This is a genomic window from Marinoscillum furvescens DSM 4134, assembly GCF_003386095.1.
Classification (GTDB): Bacteria; Bacteroidota; Bacteroidia; order Cytophagales; family Cyclobacteriaceae; genus Marinoscillum; species Marinoscillum furvescens.
This window is the reverse complement of record NZ_QREG01000010.1, coordinates 161751-179703: the sequence shown is the minus strand read 5'-3', so window position 1 is coordinate 179703 and position 17953 is coordinate 161751. Positions and strand designations below refer to the sequence as shown.

The window sequence follows — 17953 nt, the reverse complement described above, 5'->3', positions numbered from 1 at the left end:
AAACTACAAAAATGCTGCACCAAAAACGCCAGCGCTATCCCCTAGCTTCGGTTTCACTACAGCCCCTTCAAAAGTGCCGTCAAACACATTCGGTGCAATGGCCTCTACTCCTTTCGTATAAAGCTCTGAAATGTTCCCTACGCCTCCTCCGATCACTATTACATCCGGATCGAGGATATTCACCACCACGCTGATGGCCATCCCAAAGCCGGCAATCAAACGATCGAGGGTAGCTACAGCCACTGCGTCTTTTCCTTCGCGCGCAAGCGTTACTATTTCCTTTAGCGGCTTTTGCTGTCCCGACTGCTGCGCATAGTACCACTCCAGAGAAGGACCAGAAAGCACACTTTCATTATCTCCTTTTTTACCACAAAAACAGTCACGACCTTCAAAGCCCGGCAGGTAATTGTGTCCCCACTCACCACCGATGGCATGTCGGCCGTTGATAAGCTGGCCGTTTACTACCACACCTCCTCCTACTCCTGTGCCGAGTATTACGCCAAACACCACCTTGGCGTCTGGAAAATCTTGCTTTACAGCACCCATGGTGGCTTCAGCCAGTGCAAAGCAATTGGCATCATTGGCCATGCGTACTTCAATGCCCAAAAGCTTCTCCAGATCAGCTTTCATAGGCTTTCCGTTGAGAGCGGTAGCGTTACAGTTTTTCATCAAGCCTGTAGAAGGCATACAGATTCCTGGCGTCCCTATCCCTATTCGTTGAGGGCTTTCTCCTGTTTCGTTTTGCAGTACATTGACGAGCTTTTGCACCTGTCCCAGTACGTGCTCGTAGCCCTGATTAGCTTCGGTGGGCACCCGATGGCGACACAATACTTCTGGATTTTCCGCACTTGCCAATACTACACCTTCTATTTTTGTTCCGCCCAGGTCTATACCCCACAGCTTGTCACTTCCGTTCATTCTCTTTTTGAAAAAGTTTACGATTTAGACTCCCGACAGCACAGTCGGTTTTGAGGGCGCAATATCGTAATTTTTTACATTGAGGTGCTTTGAATTTCGTCTCGAATACTTTCAATTAATGCTCTTTTTCTAAAAAGGCATAAAAAAGCAGACCCCAATCCATAAGCTTCGGATCAGGGTCTGCATTTCTTCATTCCCAGTCAGGGAAGTGCTTTACAGAACACTTGATTTTTAAGTTATTTCACAACTACTTTCATCATTTGGGTCTTTGTAGCTGCTCCGCTCAGTTTTAGCATGTAAAGACCGCCAGTGAGGCCACTTACATCTATTTTCTGCTGATCGGCCGTCAGCACTCCGTGGCGCAGCTGCTGGCCACCCAACGAAAAGATAGCATAATGCTTAAACTGCTGCTCAGGCGCATCGATATAGAGCACGTCAGTAGCAGGGTTCGGGTATACGCTCAGTGCCACTTTTGGCTGAGTGTCCGCCTTGCGGGCACCAGAAGTACAGCTAGAGGCTGCCACATTGGGGCCTGTCACCTCCATATAGTCAATATTGGCCAGACCACTGGAAGTCACCCCTTCCAATCTTACCGTTTTCACGCCGGCAGCCAGGTTTACGGTCACGGCTGCAGTATTGGCCCATGAAGTCCATGCTCCTGTCAGGTCAAAGGCAATATTGCTCGCCACTGTGGAACTGTTTACAATGAGGTCCGCCGGACGGTCAGAAGTACTGGCATAGCGCCAAACCAAGGTATAGTCACCTGCATCACCGTCTATCTCATAGTCGATACCAGTCCCAAGACTATTGGTAGTATTGGCAAAGCCTGTTCCGGTATGTCCGGCATGGTTGCTGTCGATGGTGCCCTCTACTCCGCAAAAGCCGGTTTCATTTTCCTGAACAGTGATGGTGTTGACACTTTCAAAAACCTGCACTTCAGCAAGAGAAAGCGGGTTGGTATCGTCTAGCTGTACACGTACTACATCACCAATAGCTCCTCCCGCATCTACTGTAATGGAAGGATCCGGATAAGAGGTGTAAGACTGTGAGAAGGTAGTGCTGCCGCCATTGATCACCGATACAGTGAAGTTGGTAAGCCTGGCCTTGCAGCAGCCATCCGTACGGTTAAAAATATTGATATCGCCAATGCTATAGACCGTATCCAGTGCTACTTCCCACCACGGATTGGCCTCATTGTTGGTATGCGTTACAGAATTTCCAGACCATTTCCCGTTGGTGTCTCCATCGATGGCACGGTTGGCCACCCCACCATATCCTGTAGAGGACTGTGAAGCCATTCCGAATAAAGCAATATTGCTATTGCACGCAGTAGACTGTGACAGGGTATTGGAGGTGCCATTGTCAGTAATAGTACCGCACGACTGACCGCTAATGTTTGAACTACCTGATGTCAGTAATACAGGAAATCCAGTAAAATTATTCAGCGTTACATTATCCGGTGTATGGTTGTTTTGCGAGGCATTGGCTCCGTTTAGGAAACGGATACCGGGCAGATCTCCGCCAAACATCACCTGAATGCCTTGATTGGGATTTGGGTCAGAACTACGAAGTGTAATGTTATGGTTGTATCCTCCAATATAAGCCAGCACCCCAGAGCCATTGTAGTAAGGCGCACTTGGTGGCAAAACAGTAATGTCAGCATTCACACCATTGTTGGAGTCATAAGCATCTTTATACACCCATCCGTAAGCGGCATCTGCGCTACAGTTGACCAGATCACCATTAGATCCCAGGCTAAAGCCTGTCTCACAACCGATGGCTGAGCAGCCTTCTACATATTTGGTGCCTGAGGCATGCGCCAGCACCACGCCTGTACGCATATTTTTAATGGTACAGTTGAGCACTGTAGGGTTGGAAGTACCTCGCTGATACTCCACTCCATCGATTCGGGTAGTTCCGGCGTTGTATGCTCTAATACCGCCTTCACCCAGGCTAAGCATATATCCCGGGGGCAGTCGATAGCCCCACACTGTTTGGAAATCAATGTCATAAGCCGGGCCAGATGTCTCCGCGAGCATGTCGTCAGTAGAGCGCATCTCTCCTTCTATGTAGCAGCCCTCGATGATCGGATTACTAGCTGCCTGCATAAACAAACAGTGTCCGTAAGAGCGCTGAATAAAGGTAGAGTTTTTCAGATGATTGGACTCCCCTCTAATGAGACAGCCACTGTGCTTGTAATGCTTGATGGTCCAGCTGCCACCTTTGCCAAAAGCATCTCCATAACCATAGGGATAAGACCCTTTTACAGTGACATGAAAGCCTTCAATACGATTGCCTGAGCCATCCATCACGATGTTTTGAGCGCGCTTGGTAGGGCGATCGTCTACAGATCCCAAATCTACCAACGTGAGGTTTTTCAGCACATTGTTGTTACCAAGGATTTGGATCTCATTGACATCATAATTGCCCAGAGAAGAAAACACCGAGGTTTCCACATTGATGGTAACACCTGTGAAATCGTAGGTGCTATTGTTACCTTTAAAAAGGAAGAGCACCTTATTGGTCTTACCGTTCATAATCACCGTATCCGGATAATCTCCATTCAATGCTTCAGCTCCAGTGACGGTATACGTACCCGGGCTCAGTATTACGTGTACATTGTCATCATCGAGATAAGGTTTAAGATCATCCAGTGAATACACTGTAGTTTGCGCAGAAAGTGCATAGGCACTTAGCAAAGAAAAAGTCATCAGACAAAGGCGCTGAGCCAACTGTCTTGAGCACTTGAATAGGTAGCTGTGTTTTAACATATCAATTGGTTTAGGTTGTACATTTCATGGCCTTTATAGACCACTCACCGGAGCTGGTAATCCTCCGATTCTTTTATCAAGATGAACAACTCTTCCCTAAACCGAAATCACACACTTCCCAAAACCTATAAATTATTACCCATTAATATTTTGATACTTTTCACAGGTGCTAAAACAGCTAAATTACTGATTTAGCAAATATTTTGACTCTAATTAAAATATTACCAATAAATAGTAGAACGTCCCATTTTCTGAATTTGGCACCTCCACTGTGTGTTTTGGTGCACAAAAAAAGAGGTTACCTTCACACGAAAGCAACCTCTAAACAACTAATCTAAGAACTACTATTGAATCGACTTAACTAAATACATTGCCTAACCATATCATGTGTTCTTTTAATACTTATTTCAAACGAATCTGAAGTTCTTCAGGACTTTGATTTCGCATCACCACGACTTGCATCTCCCCTTGTTCCTGATATTTTTTGGTTTGCGTCAAAAAGTCTAAGGTGTTCTTTATCTTTTCTCCTCCTGCGGACAGGATCACATCTCCTTTGCGCAAGCCATTGCCCTGCACTGCCGGACTGGGCTTCCAAATTCTCAATACGATTACACCCTCTGCTGTAGGCAGGCCATAGGCAGATTGTTCTTGCTCAGATTCCACACTTTTGAGCTGATTGCGCAACCATGCCACCACTGGAGTGGCTTTACGGCTACTTTTAGCTTTACTCATGTCGGGCACTTCTGGTGTTTTAGCCATGGCCTTGAGCGCTGGTATCTGCACACCAAACTGATCCATCGGAAAGTTCTCAAAGCCTATTTCGAAGGCAGGTGACCCTTCCTTTACTGAAAAGTCAAGATTAGCAGGATCTTTAAACTTCGGGTCTCCATAGGTACTGTTGAGATCACGATCATAAATCTGCGATTTCATCAGAGCTTCTTTTGTTGGGAAGAGGTTGTGATCCAACTCCTTGCCCCAGCCCAGGAGCCTCACGTCCTGGTAAGCATCACCTACAATATTGTTAGTGAAGACATCCCGACTGTTGGCAAACCACACGTGCGGGTGGAGCGAGTTGTTTACCAGTATATTGTTTTCTACCACCCGTTCAAATCCTTCGCGTAGCTTGATACCACTATTCAAACACAGGTTGTTGTAAATGTGGTAATTAGAAGAGCCATCATCCAGGTCTATGTCCCATCCATGGTCACACCGGAATCGGTTGTTACGAATAGTCGTGGTATAAACGGCATCCAGCTTATACAGGTCTGGATGTGCAGTAGTGATGCTGTCCATTTTCTTACGATTTGGCAGCCAAAAGCGATCCCGCCCCCAGGAGTTGAAAGAACCATGATCGCTGGTTTCCAATACCGTATTGAATACATCATTGAACTCCAGCACGTGCCCTCCCCAGGTACCATCGCCTATATTAATACCTGCTCGGGGCACGTCATAGATGGAGTTATGGCTTATAGTGATGCCCTTCGCCATGGAGACTTGCACTCCAGCCGTTTGTTTTTCTACCCTACCTATCCGATAGATCAAGTTATTTTCTACCAGGCATTCTCGTGGATACAACTCATTTTTAGGTCCGGGCTGCATGTCCATATCTGCCAGGTCTACGTATTCTCTGTAATTGAACGAGGGTGACCGTACCGCCGAAGGATCTCCAATAAACGACACCGCACTGGCTCCACAATCATGAATGTGATTTCCTGAAATGGTCAGACCAGTATTATAGCTGCTAGCCATCAGCACATTGCCACCCAAATGCACAAATTCACTATCAGTAACCTTACAATCCTCGGTACCTTCAAAAAACAAAGCACTTCCTCTATAGATCATCCAGTCGCTACGCAGCAATGGTTCATAATCTTCCATGAGGGTACGTCGGGTGTGCTCAAACCGGATACCACTTATCGTCACATGGTGCACCGGGTTGTCTAAAGTACCTACTACTTGCACGAGGCTTTTAAGGCTGGACACCTCTACAGTGGCGTTTTTCAAAGACACCTCCTTTTGTGGCCAGAAATAGAGTTTGTTTTCTTTTCGGTCCAAATACCATTCACCAGGGCTATCTAGCTCTTCGAACACATTTTCAACCATGCGGTACTCCTCATGTGGACGAGAGCCTCTGTTGTTTTGATGGCCTCCTTCCAGTATAGCCTCCCCGCTGGCATCCACACCAGTCACTTGCCAGTGAAAACCGCCCCATCTACCGCCATGCAAAGCATGAAAAAACGCACCCTTTGGATCTTCCCAGGTAGCGATTCGCTCTTTGGATAAAGCATCGGCCGCATATCCCTGCCAGTATTTAGCAGACTCGTCATAGTTTGGATAGCGCGCCAGTATCTGAGGATGTCCGTTGATTACCAACTGATCAAAGCTGATGTCTTTGGGCACTTTAGCAACCATGATGTCTCCATCGTATTCAGACCATTTTAGTTTTAACAAGCGTGACCCTTTGATACGAACGCTTTCAGGCCCCTCACCTTTGAGGGTAAGATTGCTGAGCTCTGGAGTGATCTCTAATGGAGACTCCAGGTAATATGCCCCCTCTTTTATATGTATAACAACGTGTAAACCCGTGTCCTCTGATTTTAGCTTACGAGCCTCTTCCAGGGCATCCGGTATCGATTTGAATATGGATGATTTGGGGACACCTGATATTTTTTCACCATCCGCTACTACGTATAGTTGCACTTCTTCAGAATACCCGCCATAAGCCAAAAACGACAAACTCATGGCTAACCACAGTATAATCTTAGTGTTCATATTGCTCGTTTCTAAGTGTTAATTATTGCCTTTACCCAACCTATCTTCCCTCTTAATCTATCGTTTGATTTTACATGAGCAAGCTAGGCTCAAATTCAAATAACAAATTTTTATTATTACTCAAAAGGCATAAAACATGGTTCATTTACAACTACAGCTCTCCTAAAAAGAGCCCTTATTTCAAACAATGGTGACATATTGCTAGACCCTTGTCTTTTAGATGCCAAAAAGCCATTTTCCTGCAGGATTTGACACCTCTTCACCTCAGTAATGGACCATAACCTACAGGTAATGCACCATAAGTGATAGCCTTGAAGCCCCACTCAGACATAGCTTTGAAAAATCTGATGAAAATCTGAAGTCACAAACCAGCGTACTACCCGGTTTGCCAGTCACTCATCACCAAACTAAAACCTAATGATTTATGAAAAAACAGAGACTCCATGTGTTTAAAGCAGCAGTTTTCATCTGTATGCTAGGGCTGGGATTTTTTTCTCAGGCACAAACCAATTTCATTCATACCTTTTCATCGAACACCAATGGGCATTATACTAGCTCAGCCGCTGCAGGAGGAGAAGTTCGATTGAGAGACCCCTGGGGAGGGAGCAACTTCACACTCAATACCATGACAGATCGTTATTTCGCCGTAAAGTTCATCGGTGCTGCTCCCCTTGGCCCCAACGATCAGGACTACATAGATAATGGCGGTTCAGTAGACGGAGAAGTTCACACCGTTTGTGAAGTTTATTTTGCACCTCTACCTGCCCAGGCCACAGCTAAAAACTCGGTAGACTTAAAAATCGAGCATAAAACCTACGGGTATTATACTACGGCAGCAGGAAATGAGGTCTACTACGTAAAATTAGATACGCTAGACGATGGCAGCCCACAATTCGGAATAGAAGGCTGGCGCCAACTGATGGAAGCAGAATACGGAGACGTTACGTTGAGCAATTTTCAGTTTAAGTATAAAGGTGGAAGCCAGGCTGTAAACCTTGCAGTAGATTGGATGGGTTTTTTCGAAACCGTAGCTGATATAGAGGCTTATGCTGCTACTGCTGATGATGGCACAGGTGATAACGACGAAGTTATTGGCACTGATGCTAAGCTTTCTAACCTTACGATGGATGGCACCACTATCCCAGGGTTTTCTGAAAACGTATTCTCATACGACATTGTATTACCGGAAGGCACCACCACACCTCCGACCATTGCCGGTACCCTTTCAGACCAAAACGCTACGATAACAGCTACTACTCAAGCGAGTAATTTGCCAGGTACAGCCACCATTGAGGTAACTGCTGCTGACGGCAATACGACCCAAACACATACTGTGAATTTCACCGCTTATGATCGCACACACGATCAGCTGCTAATCACCTTCTCAGATGCAGACCAAAATGCGAAATTGGATTTGGAATCTGGTAGTTTTGAAACGATCGATGGTCACTTCATGGCAGCAGGCTATGAGGAAAGCACAGGAAACTTCCGCCAGGATTTTCAATATGGATTTATCGATGGAACTAACGAAACCCTGACGCTAAACCCAATTAGAGACAAATACCTTGCTGTTAAATTCATTGGAGCTTTGCAAGGTGGATTTACATTGGACCAAACTCCTTTTGATGTTTATGTTGACTTAAAGCATACAGCTGTTTCTTCAGACGTAAGTTTTGCAGGCTCAATAGACGCCAATGATTACCCACTTACAGACTACAACTATACTACAGCCAATGGCAATGTAGTCATTTACGTACCGATAGACTCCTTAGGAAACACCAGCTGGGCTGATTTTAGTCTAGATGCCCAAAATGGTGTGAATGGTGGAGATCCAGAGTCAAGTTATGATGTATGGGTAAACAGAATAGAATTCAAATTCCGCCACGCCTCTGAGGCATTCGATTGGAACATCGACTTTGTAGGCTTTTTCACCACTGTGGCCGACATAGAAGCCGCTGCTAATGGCATGGATGATGGCCATGGAGATTTTGATGAGGCGGTAACCTGGGACGGAGCCAACTGGTCAGCATCAGTAACTGAGGATGTACCAGCTACCCTCAATGCCAACTATACAGGTGCAGGGTTTACCTGTGCAGCTCTCAATGTAGGCACCAGCGACCTGTCGATCACATCAGGTACACTGGACGTAAAAGGTGACCTGGCCGGATCCGGAGCGGTGAACATTGCTTCTGGTGCATCACTACTTACTTACGAAGGCATGAATGTGGCCAATGTCACACTCAATAGAAATACCAACGGTTCTGCACTTGGTTACAGCTTTGTAGGCTCGCCTGTAGTGTCAGACCCTGCCATCACTGGCGCAAACCTTGGCTCAACTGTATACAGCTATGACGAAACGCAGGCGTACAGTGCTGAGGGCGGTGCACGATGGGCAAATGCGGCAGCTACTCAGCTACAGGCTGGGGTAGGCTATGCACAGGCTGGCCAGAGCAGCATTTCGCTTACTGGAACACCTAACAGTGGAAACGTAACCGTAGCAGGACTCACCTACTCTGCTGGTACTGCCAGTGAACAGGGTTGGAACTTACTCAGCAACCCCTATGCTGCAGCCATTAGCACGCAGGCTTTTATAGATGCCAATACCAACCTGGATGCGGCCATCTACCTATGGGATGACAAAAATGATGGTAGCCAGGGCACCAACAGTGATTACCTCACGGTAACCAACCTTGGAGCTGTAGCCGCTGGCCCGAACGGAGGTTCTTACAATGGCAACATCGGTGCCATGCAGGGCTTCTTTGTAAAAGTAGCTGCTCAGGGTACTGCTGATGTCACATTTACTGAAGCAATGCGCGTATCTGGCCATAATGATGACGCTAGCTTTTTCCGCAAAGCCGACGCGCATGAGCTAAACTTAAAACTGGCGCTCACTTCTGCAGATGGTAGTCTTTACAATGAAACGCTTATCGGATTGCGTGAAGACGCTACACTGGCCAATGACCGTGGCTATGATGCTGCTAAGCTTTTTGGAAACAGCGACATAGCGCTATACAGCCTCATGGACGATCAGCCTATGGCTATCCAGGGACTGCCAGTAGTGGAGGGCACCAGCACAGAGCTTGCTTTTAACCTGTCAGTAGATACTGAGCTTACCCTCAGTGTGGCAGCACTTACAGGCCTCACAGATGATTTTACCTTCACCCTTACCGACCTGCAAACAGGTAAAAACTACAACCTCAGCGAGGTGCAAAACATCACTTTCCAGGCCACTAAGGGCAACAACCAAAACCGATTTAGACTGACCTATGGTACTAAGTCTATTTTGGCAGCTGACAAAGCGCTACACACGGTTTTCAAAACACTGGAAGACCGCATTGAGCTTTCATTTGGCAAAGAAGTAAGCGTACAGGGCTATGTACTGTATGATCTTTCTGGAAGTGTGCTGTCGCAAAACGAACTCACACTGCAAACGAAGCAACTGATCATCCCGGTGCAAAATGAAGGTATCAAAATCCTGAAAGTATTCACTGCAGACGGGCAGATCACTCGCAAGTTTTTATTCTAAATCCAACGTCCATTTAACCTAAGTAATAAGATGAAAAAGATACATATCCTACTAACACTCGGTTTACTGATCAGCGCACTGGTGCCAGCTCTGGCACAGGGTGCGCCCCCAGCCACTCCTATAGATGGAGGGCTCTCGATCTTGCTCGCTGCAGGTGGTGCCTATGGCATCAAGAAGCTGCGCGACAGCCGAAAAGGCTAATTCATACGGTTTGTTTTTAATCAAAAGTCCCTAAGCCCCTGGCTTGGGGACTTTTCCCCTACTGCCCGGCATAAATGGGCATTAGTGACAAGCCTTAGCACCATGGTTGATAGTGCCAGCTAACACATGCCAGTACTTTTATCAACATCAAAATGGTCACTATTTCATAAACTAACCCTTTCTTTAAATGAGACACTCTTACTTAAACAAGAAAATGTTGATGCTTACATTACTTCTTTGTGTAAGCTTCGCTGGATGGTCCCAAATCACGGGGAACTTCTTCGTCAATTTTACCGATAGCATACATAATGCTGCTTCTAAAATTGCGGGAAAAACCCCCGAATTTACAAATGGGCATTTGTTATACACCACAGAAGCAGTGCGACATGATTACGAATATGGCTTCTCTGATGCTGCCGGTGACTCCAGCTTTATGCTCAATGCTAGCACAGATGTTTACTTTGCAGTAAAAGCTTTCGGGGCCTTTTCACCTAATATCGATCTAGATACAGCTGAGGGCGAACAACATGCCCTTCAATTTTATTTTAACAACATTTCAGCCTCACCTTCTGAATATGGTGGCAATAGTACAATCACTGAGGTTTCATTTAGCAATACGTTCAAGCTAAGCAAATTCAAAACTGATGCAGGGAATGAAGTCATCTATTTTAAGATCACTGATGGTGGAAATGAAGTATGGAACGAATGGGACTCTTTGGCACAAAATGGGACAGCCGTTGATTTATATGCACACCGCATTGAGCTTAAATTCATAGGAAACGAACCATTTGGATTGAACCTGGACTGGGTGGGCACTTTTTCATCGGTAGCTGAAATAGAAGCGATGGCCATTGGAAAAGATGACGGTGAAAATGATCCAGATGAAGATTTGGACTCAAATGCCAGACTATCTGAGCTAACCTATGATGGGGTATCGGTCCCAGATTTCAATGAGAATAAGTATAGTTATGACGTGCGTCTACCTGAAGGTACTTCTACTCCCCCCACAGTGGCAGCGGTAGCTTCAAATGCCAGTGCAACCATTAACATCACTCAATCAGGTAGTCTACCTGGAACTGCCGAAGTAGTGGTAACATCACCTAATCAGGCGATAACGCTTACCTATTTCGTTAACTTTTCTGTCAATGAAAAATCTCCTCAATTTTTCGATTCCTTTACAACAGGCGAAGGAGACCTGGCGAGAATCGAAAGAGGTAAAGGAACCTATGAAAATGGCCATTTCAACTGGACTGGAGCAGAGGATACAAGACATGATTTTGAGTATGGATTTGAGGATGGTTCTACCGAGTCATTCGTAATCAACCCTTATACCGACAATTACTTTGCGGTAAAGTTTGCTGGAGACTTTCCTACCACATTTGACATAGATACTGCTGGCGGTGGCCATGACATTCAGTTTTACATGGAATTTGCAGCTCCTGGAAATGCAGCTGGTGCTGGCAATGGAGCAAGTACGGATATGAAAACCGGAAAAACCGATGAGTTTATCATACACACGTTCATTACCGAAAAGGGCAACCGCGTAATGTACTGGAAAATAGTAGATACAGATGCTGCCGAGCCATGGGCTACCTGGAAGGCTCAAGCTACTGAAGGTGTAGGAAATGGAGACGAAATTTCCGCATATGATATTGCGAGTAATCGACTAGAATTTAAACTAGTAGCTGCAGAGGCATGGACCGGCATACACCTGGATTGGATCGGGACGTTTACCACTGAAGAAGACATTCAGCTTGCAGCTGTTACCCGAGACGATGGCAATGACGACCGTGATGACTACACACCGAATACACTTTCGGACTTGACAGTAGACGGAACAACCGTCGAAGGGTTTGATTCTACGGTAGTGAACTACGATTTGGTTCTACCATTTGGAACCACTACAATTCCAACAGTGGCGGGCACTGCCCTGGCATCTGAATCTACAGTAGAAATCAACCAGGCAACAGAACTTCCTGGTACAGCTACGGTTGTAGTATCCGGATACGATTTAGGCGCAGCGACTTCAAACACCTACTCGGTAAACTTTACTGTGGCAGCTCCTTCTGATGATGCTACCTTGGCCTCTATGACCATTGATGGGGCAGCTTATGCGGGATTTGATGCAGCGGTATTGGAGTATGACACCACATTGGCATTTGGCACTACTACAGTACCTACCATAGCTGCAAATGCGGCTCACGAGGGTGCTACTGTGGTAGTAACTGAGGCTCAGTCATTGCCAGGCACCACCACTGTGGAGGTTACGGCAGAAGACGGCCAAACCAAAAAAACGTATTCTGTGAATTTCAAAGTGGCTGAAAAAGCGTCAGACGATGCTACACTAGCTAGTTTGAGTATAGACGGTAACGCTTACCCGGGATTTGCGGCAGCTACCTTGACTTATGATACTACCCTTGCTTATGGTACCACAGTAGTACCTACCATTACAGCAGCGGCGAATCATGTAAAGGCATCCATAGAAGTAAACGCAGCTACAGAACTACCGGGATCTACTACTGTAGTAGTGACCGCACAAGATGGTAGCACACAGACGTATACCGTAAACTTTAAAATTGCAGATCCTTCTACTGATGCTACACTAGCAAGCCTTACTGTAGACGGTGAAGCTGTGGCGGGATTTGATGCTGCTACGCTCTCCTATGAAGTGACGCTGGCTTATGGCACTACTGTGGTACCTACGGTAGCAGCTACTGCCAACGACGCGAACGCTACTGTAGAAATCACTGCTGCTACCTCCCTACCGGGCGCTACTACAGTGGTGGTGACTGCTCAGGATGGAAGTACTGCGAGCACGTATACGGTAGACTTCAAGGTAGAAGCTCCTGCAACGGACGCTACGCTGGCTGACCTTACTGTGGATGGTACCACCATCACGGGATTTGATGCTGCCACGCTCTCTTATGAGCTGGAACTGGCTACTGGCACCACTACTGTACCTACTGTGGCTGCTACAGCTACTGACGCCAATGCTACTGTAGAAATCACTGCAGCTACTTCCCTGCCGGGAGCTACGACTATAGTAGTCACTGCTCAGGATGGAAGCACTACACAGACCTACGCTGTAAACTTCACACTTGAGCCACTAAGCACTCCTCATGTGGAACTGGCCGTATACCCTAACCCTACGGTGGGTATCGTCACGCTGACTGGCGTACAAAACGTAAACGAAGTGCGTATCATCAACCTCGGTGGACTGGAAATCACCAAGCCGGTGATCAACCAGCAAATCGATGTGACGGATCTGGAAGCTGGCGTGTACTTCATCAACATAGAAAATCTTGCAGCTATTCGCTTGGTGAAGCACTAAGAATACTAAGGCGGACAATTACCAGGTAATTGTCAAAATCGCTCCGGGTCCCAGGGACCTGGAGCTTTCTTTACAAAACTGACTAGCTGTGAAAGCTAAAATGTAAGTAGTTTGGTTAAGATCGCCCGGTATTCACATCGAATACCGGGCTTTTTTGCTTTAAATACCACATATTGCCCTACCCATGTAAGCTGGCGCCTATACCCCACTCAACCTCCGTACCAATACGATTAAGATGAAACATTTACTGGCTCTTACGTTCATCCTACACGGCATCACCTTGTTTAGCCAGGGATTCAGACCCATAGAGCGGCAAGCCGGGCTGGATCAGGTAAAAGACATCAATGGCATAGCTCTGGCTGACATAGACGGAGACTTTGACCTGGACTTATTTGCAGTAGTGAGGCAGGACATGGAGCAATCCGCACAGGGCATGGAAAGCCGCCTGTATCTCAACAACAATGACGGCACCTTTACAGACATTACCGAGGCATCGGGCATCTACAGCGCCTTTGACTATGGTGAGCTACCCTTTGGGCAATACCCGGGTATGAAAGGCGGCGCCTCCTGGGGTGACTTTAACAATGACGGGCTGCCCGACCTGCTGCTCACTAGCGTATACCATGTGCAGCTCTACCAAAACATGGGAAACCTTCAGTTTTTTGACATCACTGCACAAAGCAACCTGCCGGAAACCAACAACTGCTGGAATGTAGGGGCTACCTGGTTTGACTACAACAACGACGGTTTTTTGGACCTGTACATCTCCAAGTGGGGTGGCTGCGCCAGTAATATGCTCTACCGCAATAATCAGGACGGCACATTTACGGAAGTCACCAGAGCGGAAGGCCTACACGAGTCGCAGTATTATCCTGCAAACGAACAATCCAACTTTGATCCCTCCTGGATGAGCTACCCTCTGGATGCCAACGAGGACGGCCTCATGGACCTGATGGTGGCCAATGATTTTGGGCTGGTCAATCGGCTGTATATCAACACCGGCGAAGCGGGCTTTGTAGACAGGGCTGCTGAATATCAGGTGGCTGGCGACAATGACGACATGGGCATAGCCTATGGTGATCCAAACAACGATGGGCAGTTTGACATGTACATCAGCGACATCATCAGCAGTGCGTTTTACCTAAACAACGGGGATGGCACCTATACCGATGCTGCCGAGGCGCTGGATATATGGGAAACCGGATGGGCCTGGGGAACGGAGTTTTTTGATTTTGACCATGACGCGGATGAAGACCTCTTTGTAGTGAATGGCTTTGTATCTGCAGCAGAAAACTACCTGTACGAAAACCACCTGGATAGCGACACCCTGAGGTTTTCTAATGCTACTACCACCTGGGGCCTGGAAAGGGAAGGCAATGCCAATGGCCTGGCGGTGTTTGACTATGACAATGATGGCGACCAGGATGTGCTCATCAGCAACAGTGACGACATCATGCATTTTTATGAAAACACCCTACTGCAGGACTCTACCCCGGCTAACAAAGGCTGGCTGCAGCTCTGGCTGGAGGGCTCACAGTCTAACCGTAGTGCTATAGGCACACGGCTGGAGCTCACTACCGACCAGGGCGTACAGCACCGCTATTTTACCGGTGCGGATTTTATGGCCCAAAACTTAAAGCCAGTACACTTTGGGCTGGGTACAGCTACCCAAATCACCCAACTAAAAATCACCTGGCCGCTGGGAGGCGTTCAGGAACTATCGGGCCTGGAAATCAACCAATCCTATCTCCTCCGCGAAGGTGCTGCTCCTGAGCTACTCGATGTGGGCGCTAGCAAGGTGCTGGGCTGCCCAGACCCCAAATCATGCAACTACGACCCCAATGCCACAGGCTACAACAACACCTGCAGCTACCTGCCCTCTCACCCGATCAGCGGTAATCCTCAGCCGGCAAACCTGGCTACCGAATCTTATAGCTATCCCGAAGCATCGCTTACTGACTACCACTGGACGGTGACCGGAGGTACCATCATCGAAGGACAAAGCACGAGCCGCATTCGCGTAAAATGGGGCCTGGGAGCATCGGGGCTTGTGCAACTAACCGCAGCTGACCAAAACTGCCACAGTGAGGGGTCGCATTTGGCCATCAGCCTCCATGCCAGCACCAGTGACACCAGCCATAGTATAGCCAGGCTATGGAATGAAGTGCTGCTGGAAGCCATCCGCAGCGACTATGCCAGACCCACGGTGCATGCCCGCAACCTCTTTCACGCAAGTGTGGCCATGTATGACGCCTGGGCACTCTACCACCCCGAAAAAGCACAACCCTACCTGCTGGGCAATGTGGTAGGCAACTACCAAAGTACCTTTCCCAGCCAAAGGCCTGCAGCTAGTGAGGAAAACCTACGCCAAACCATGAGCTATGCGGTATATCGGCTGCTCAAACACCGCTTTGCCCACTCACCGGGAAGGCATGAGACCTATCGGCTCATGGACCAGCTGATGCAAAACCTCGGCTATGACCCGAACTATACAGCCACCAACCCTGATGATGGTCCTGCCGCACTGGGAAACTTCATTGCTCAGGAGCTCATCCAATACGGCCAAACGGATGGCGCCAGAGAAAGTACGGGGTATGACAATGCCTTTTATGAGCCTGCAAATGCTCCATTGGTGCCACACAACCCGGGCAATGCCAGCATGAGCGCCCCCAACCGATGGCAGCCACTGCAGCTTCGCACCTTTATAGACCAGGCTGGCAACCCTGTAGCTGGCAACACGCCGGAGTTTTTAAGCCCGGAATGGGGCACCGTGCAGGGCTTTGCTCTGGCAGACCATCAGGCGGCAGTGCATACCCGCAATGACGGTGAATACCGGGTGCACTTTGATCCGGGAGCACCTCCCCTGCTAGACACCATGCAGGAGACTGTATCCTCCGAGCTGTTTCAGTGGAACTTCGCCCTGGTAGCCCTATGGAGCTCACACCTGGACCCTACGGATGGGGTGCTGTGGGACATCTCACCTCGCAGTATGGGCAATATAGCGCTGGAAGACCTCCCTACGGCTTTTGATCAATACAATCAGTTTTACCAGTATACCGCTGGTGGAGACGTGAGCAAAGGCTACGCAAAAAACCCACACACCAACCTACCCTATGAAGAGCAGCTGGTCCCCAGGGGCGACTACACACGTGTACTGGCGGAGTTTTGGGCAGATGGCCCCGACTCTGAAACCCCTCCAGGCCACTGGTTTACACTACTCAACTACGTAAGTGACCATCCGGCGCTTGTAAAAAAACTACAAGGCAAGGGCCCTGAACTGGGAAACCTGGAGTGGGATGTGAAATCCTACTTTCTGCTGGGTGGAGCCATGCATGATGCCGCCATCACCGCATGGAGCATCAAGGGCTGGTACGACTATGTGCGCCCCATATCGGCGATCAGGTATATGGCAGCAAGAGGCCAAAGTACTGACCCCAGCCTACCCAGCTATGATGCTGGTGGCATACCGCTGGTGCCGGGCTTTATAGAGCTGGTAGGTACTGACGACCCACTGGCGGGTGAAGACCGGTCCCATGTGGGAAAAATCAAACTCAAAAGCTGGAAAGGCCACTCTGCCATCAAAGACACCCGCTATGATCAGGCTGGTGTGGGCTGGATCCTGGCCGAAAACTGGTGGCCCTACCAACGCCCCTCTTTCGTGACGCCACCATTTGCAGGCTATGTGTCTGGGCACTCTACCTTTTCGCGTGCTGCAGCAGAGATGCTCACCCTGATCACCGGAGACGCTTATTTCCCCGGAGGTATGGGAGAGTTTGTAGCACGAAAAAATGAATTTCTTGTCTTTGAAGAAGGCCCCAGCCAGAATGTGGTACTGCAGTGGGCTACCTACCGCGATGCTTCCGACCAGTGCAGCCTGTCGCGTATATGGGGAGGTATACACCCGCCTGTAGATGATATCCCCGGCCGCCTGATCGGCGAAAAAATCGGTGTTCAGGCGTTTGAGCATGGTACATCTTACTTTGTCCCTACTGTGCTGGGCGCCACATCTGGCGGTCAGGTGAGCCTATACCCCAACCCTGCATCAAGCGGTGAAACACTGACCCTCACCAACTGCACAGCAGCGGCCATCAGTGACCTCACGCTGGTAGACATGCAGGGCAAATGCTACCGACTACAGCAGGTGCAGCCTACTGGTGCAGGAGCATGGAGCGTAGCCTTGCCCAGACTCAGCCCTGGCCTATACCTGCTAAAGACCCGCCACCATACAGTGAAAGTACTGATCCAATAAGCCATGTGCATACCGCAGGCTGTCGGATAGCCCACACCCTGACGCCTACGCCGTAGCTGCGGTTTTTTGGCCGTAGCTGCCACTTTTCAGCCCGTAGCTGTGATTTTTACGTGGTAGCTGTCGTTTTTCAGCCCGTAGCTGCCGTTTATAGGTGGTAGCTGTCACTTGTGGGTCGGTAGCTGTGA

7 protein-coding genes are annotated in these 17953 nt (G+C 48.2%); 4 read left to right on the top strand and 3 right to left on the bottom strand.

Annotated elements, in window-relative coordinates; all coding sequences use genetic code 11:
- Positions 1-3 precede the first annotated feature (3 nt).
- The 3 genes from C7460_RS12150 to C7460_RS12140 all read right to left on the bottom strand — a co-directional run bounded on the left by C7460_RS12150 (position 4) and on the right by C7460_RS12140 (position 6461).
- Positions 4-918: an ROK family protein gene (locus C7460_RS12150; RefSeq protein ID WP_115868376.1), complete on the bottom strand. Its 915-nt coding sequence runs from the start codon at positions 916-918 to the stop codon at positions 4-6.
- A gap of 236 nt (positions 919-1154) precedes the next feature.
- Complete coding sequence (locus C7460_RS12145) at positions 1155-3629, bottom strand: galactose-binding domain-containing protein (RefSeq protein ID WP_221409509.1); 2475 nt, start codon at positions 3627-3629, stop codon at positions 1155-1157.
- Between the two features lie 462 nt (positions 3630-4091).
- Positions 4092-6461, bottom strand: a complete 2370-nt coding sequence (locus C7460_RS12140) for a PDZ domain-containing protein (RefSeq protein ID WP_245986334.1) — start codon at positions 6459-6461, stop codon at positions 4092-4094.
- A gap of 424 nt (positions 6462-6885) precedes the next feature.
- Between C7460_RS12140 and C7460_RS12135 the strand changes: the two genes are divergently transcribed.
- The 4 genes from C7460_RS12135 (at position 6886) to C7460_RS12125 (ending at position 17768) form a co-directional block, all read left to right on the top strand.
- Complete coding sequence (locus C7460_RS12135) at positions 6886-9987, top strand: hypothetical protein (protein WP_147302934.1); 3102 nt, start codon at positions 6886-6888, stop codon at positions 9985-9987.
- A 30-nt stretch (positions 9988-10017) separates the two neighbouring features.
- Positions 10018-10188, top strand: a complete 171-nt coding sequence (locus tag C7460_RS23770; RefSeq protein WP_170147992.1) for a PID-CTERM protein-sorting domain-containing protein — start codon at positions 10018-10020, stop codon at positions 10186-10188.
- A 220-nt stretch (positions 10189-10408) separates the two neighbouring features.
- Positions 10409-13519, top strand: a complete 3111-nt coding sequence (locus tag C7460_RS12130) for a T9SS type A sorting domain-containing protein (protein WP_221409508.1) — start codon at positions 10409-10411, stop codon at positions 13517-13519.
- Positions 13520-13754: 235 nt separating this feature from the next.
- Entirely contained in the window at positions 13755-17768 is a 4014-nt protein-coding gene (locus tag C7460_RS12125) for an FG-GAP-like repeat-containing protein (protein WP_115868372.1), read from the top strand.
- Positions 17769-17953: the final 185 nt, after the last annotated feature.

Bases quoted from the DNA above. Each gene is read 5' to 3' on its own strand.
- C7460_RS23770 (WP_170147992.1), top strand. From the start codon at position 10,018: ATGAAAAAGATACATATCCTACTAACACTCGGTTTACTGATCAGCGCA.
- C7460_RS12150 (WP_115868376.1), bottom strand. From the start codon at position 918: ATGAACGGAAGTGACAAGCTGTGGGGTATAGACCTGGGCGGAACAAAA.
- C7460_RS12130 (WP_221409508.1), top strand. From the start codon at position 10,409: ATGCTTACATTACTTCTTTGTGTAAGCTTCGCTGGATGGTCCCAAATC.
- C7460_RS12145 (WP_221409509.1), bottom strand. From the start codon at position 3,629: ATGACTTTTTCTTTGCTAAGTGCCTATGCACTTTCTGCGCAAACTACA.
- C7460_RS12125 (WP_115868372.1), top strand. From the start codon at position 13,755: ATGAAACATTTACTGGCTCTTACGTTCATCCTACACGGCATCACCTTG.
- C7460_RS12135 (WP_147302934.1), top strand. From the start codon at position 6,886: ATGAAAAAACAGAGACTCCATGTGTTTAAAGCAGCAGTTTTCATCTGT.
- C7460_RS12140 (WP_245986334.1), bottom strand. From the start codon at position 6,461: ATGAACACTAAGATTATACTGTGGTTAGCCATGAGTTTGTCGTTTTTG.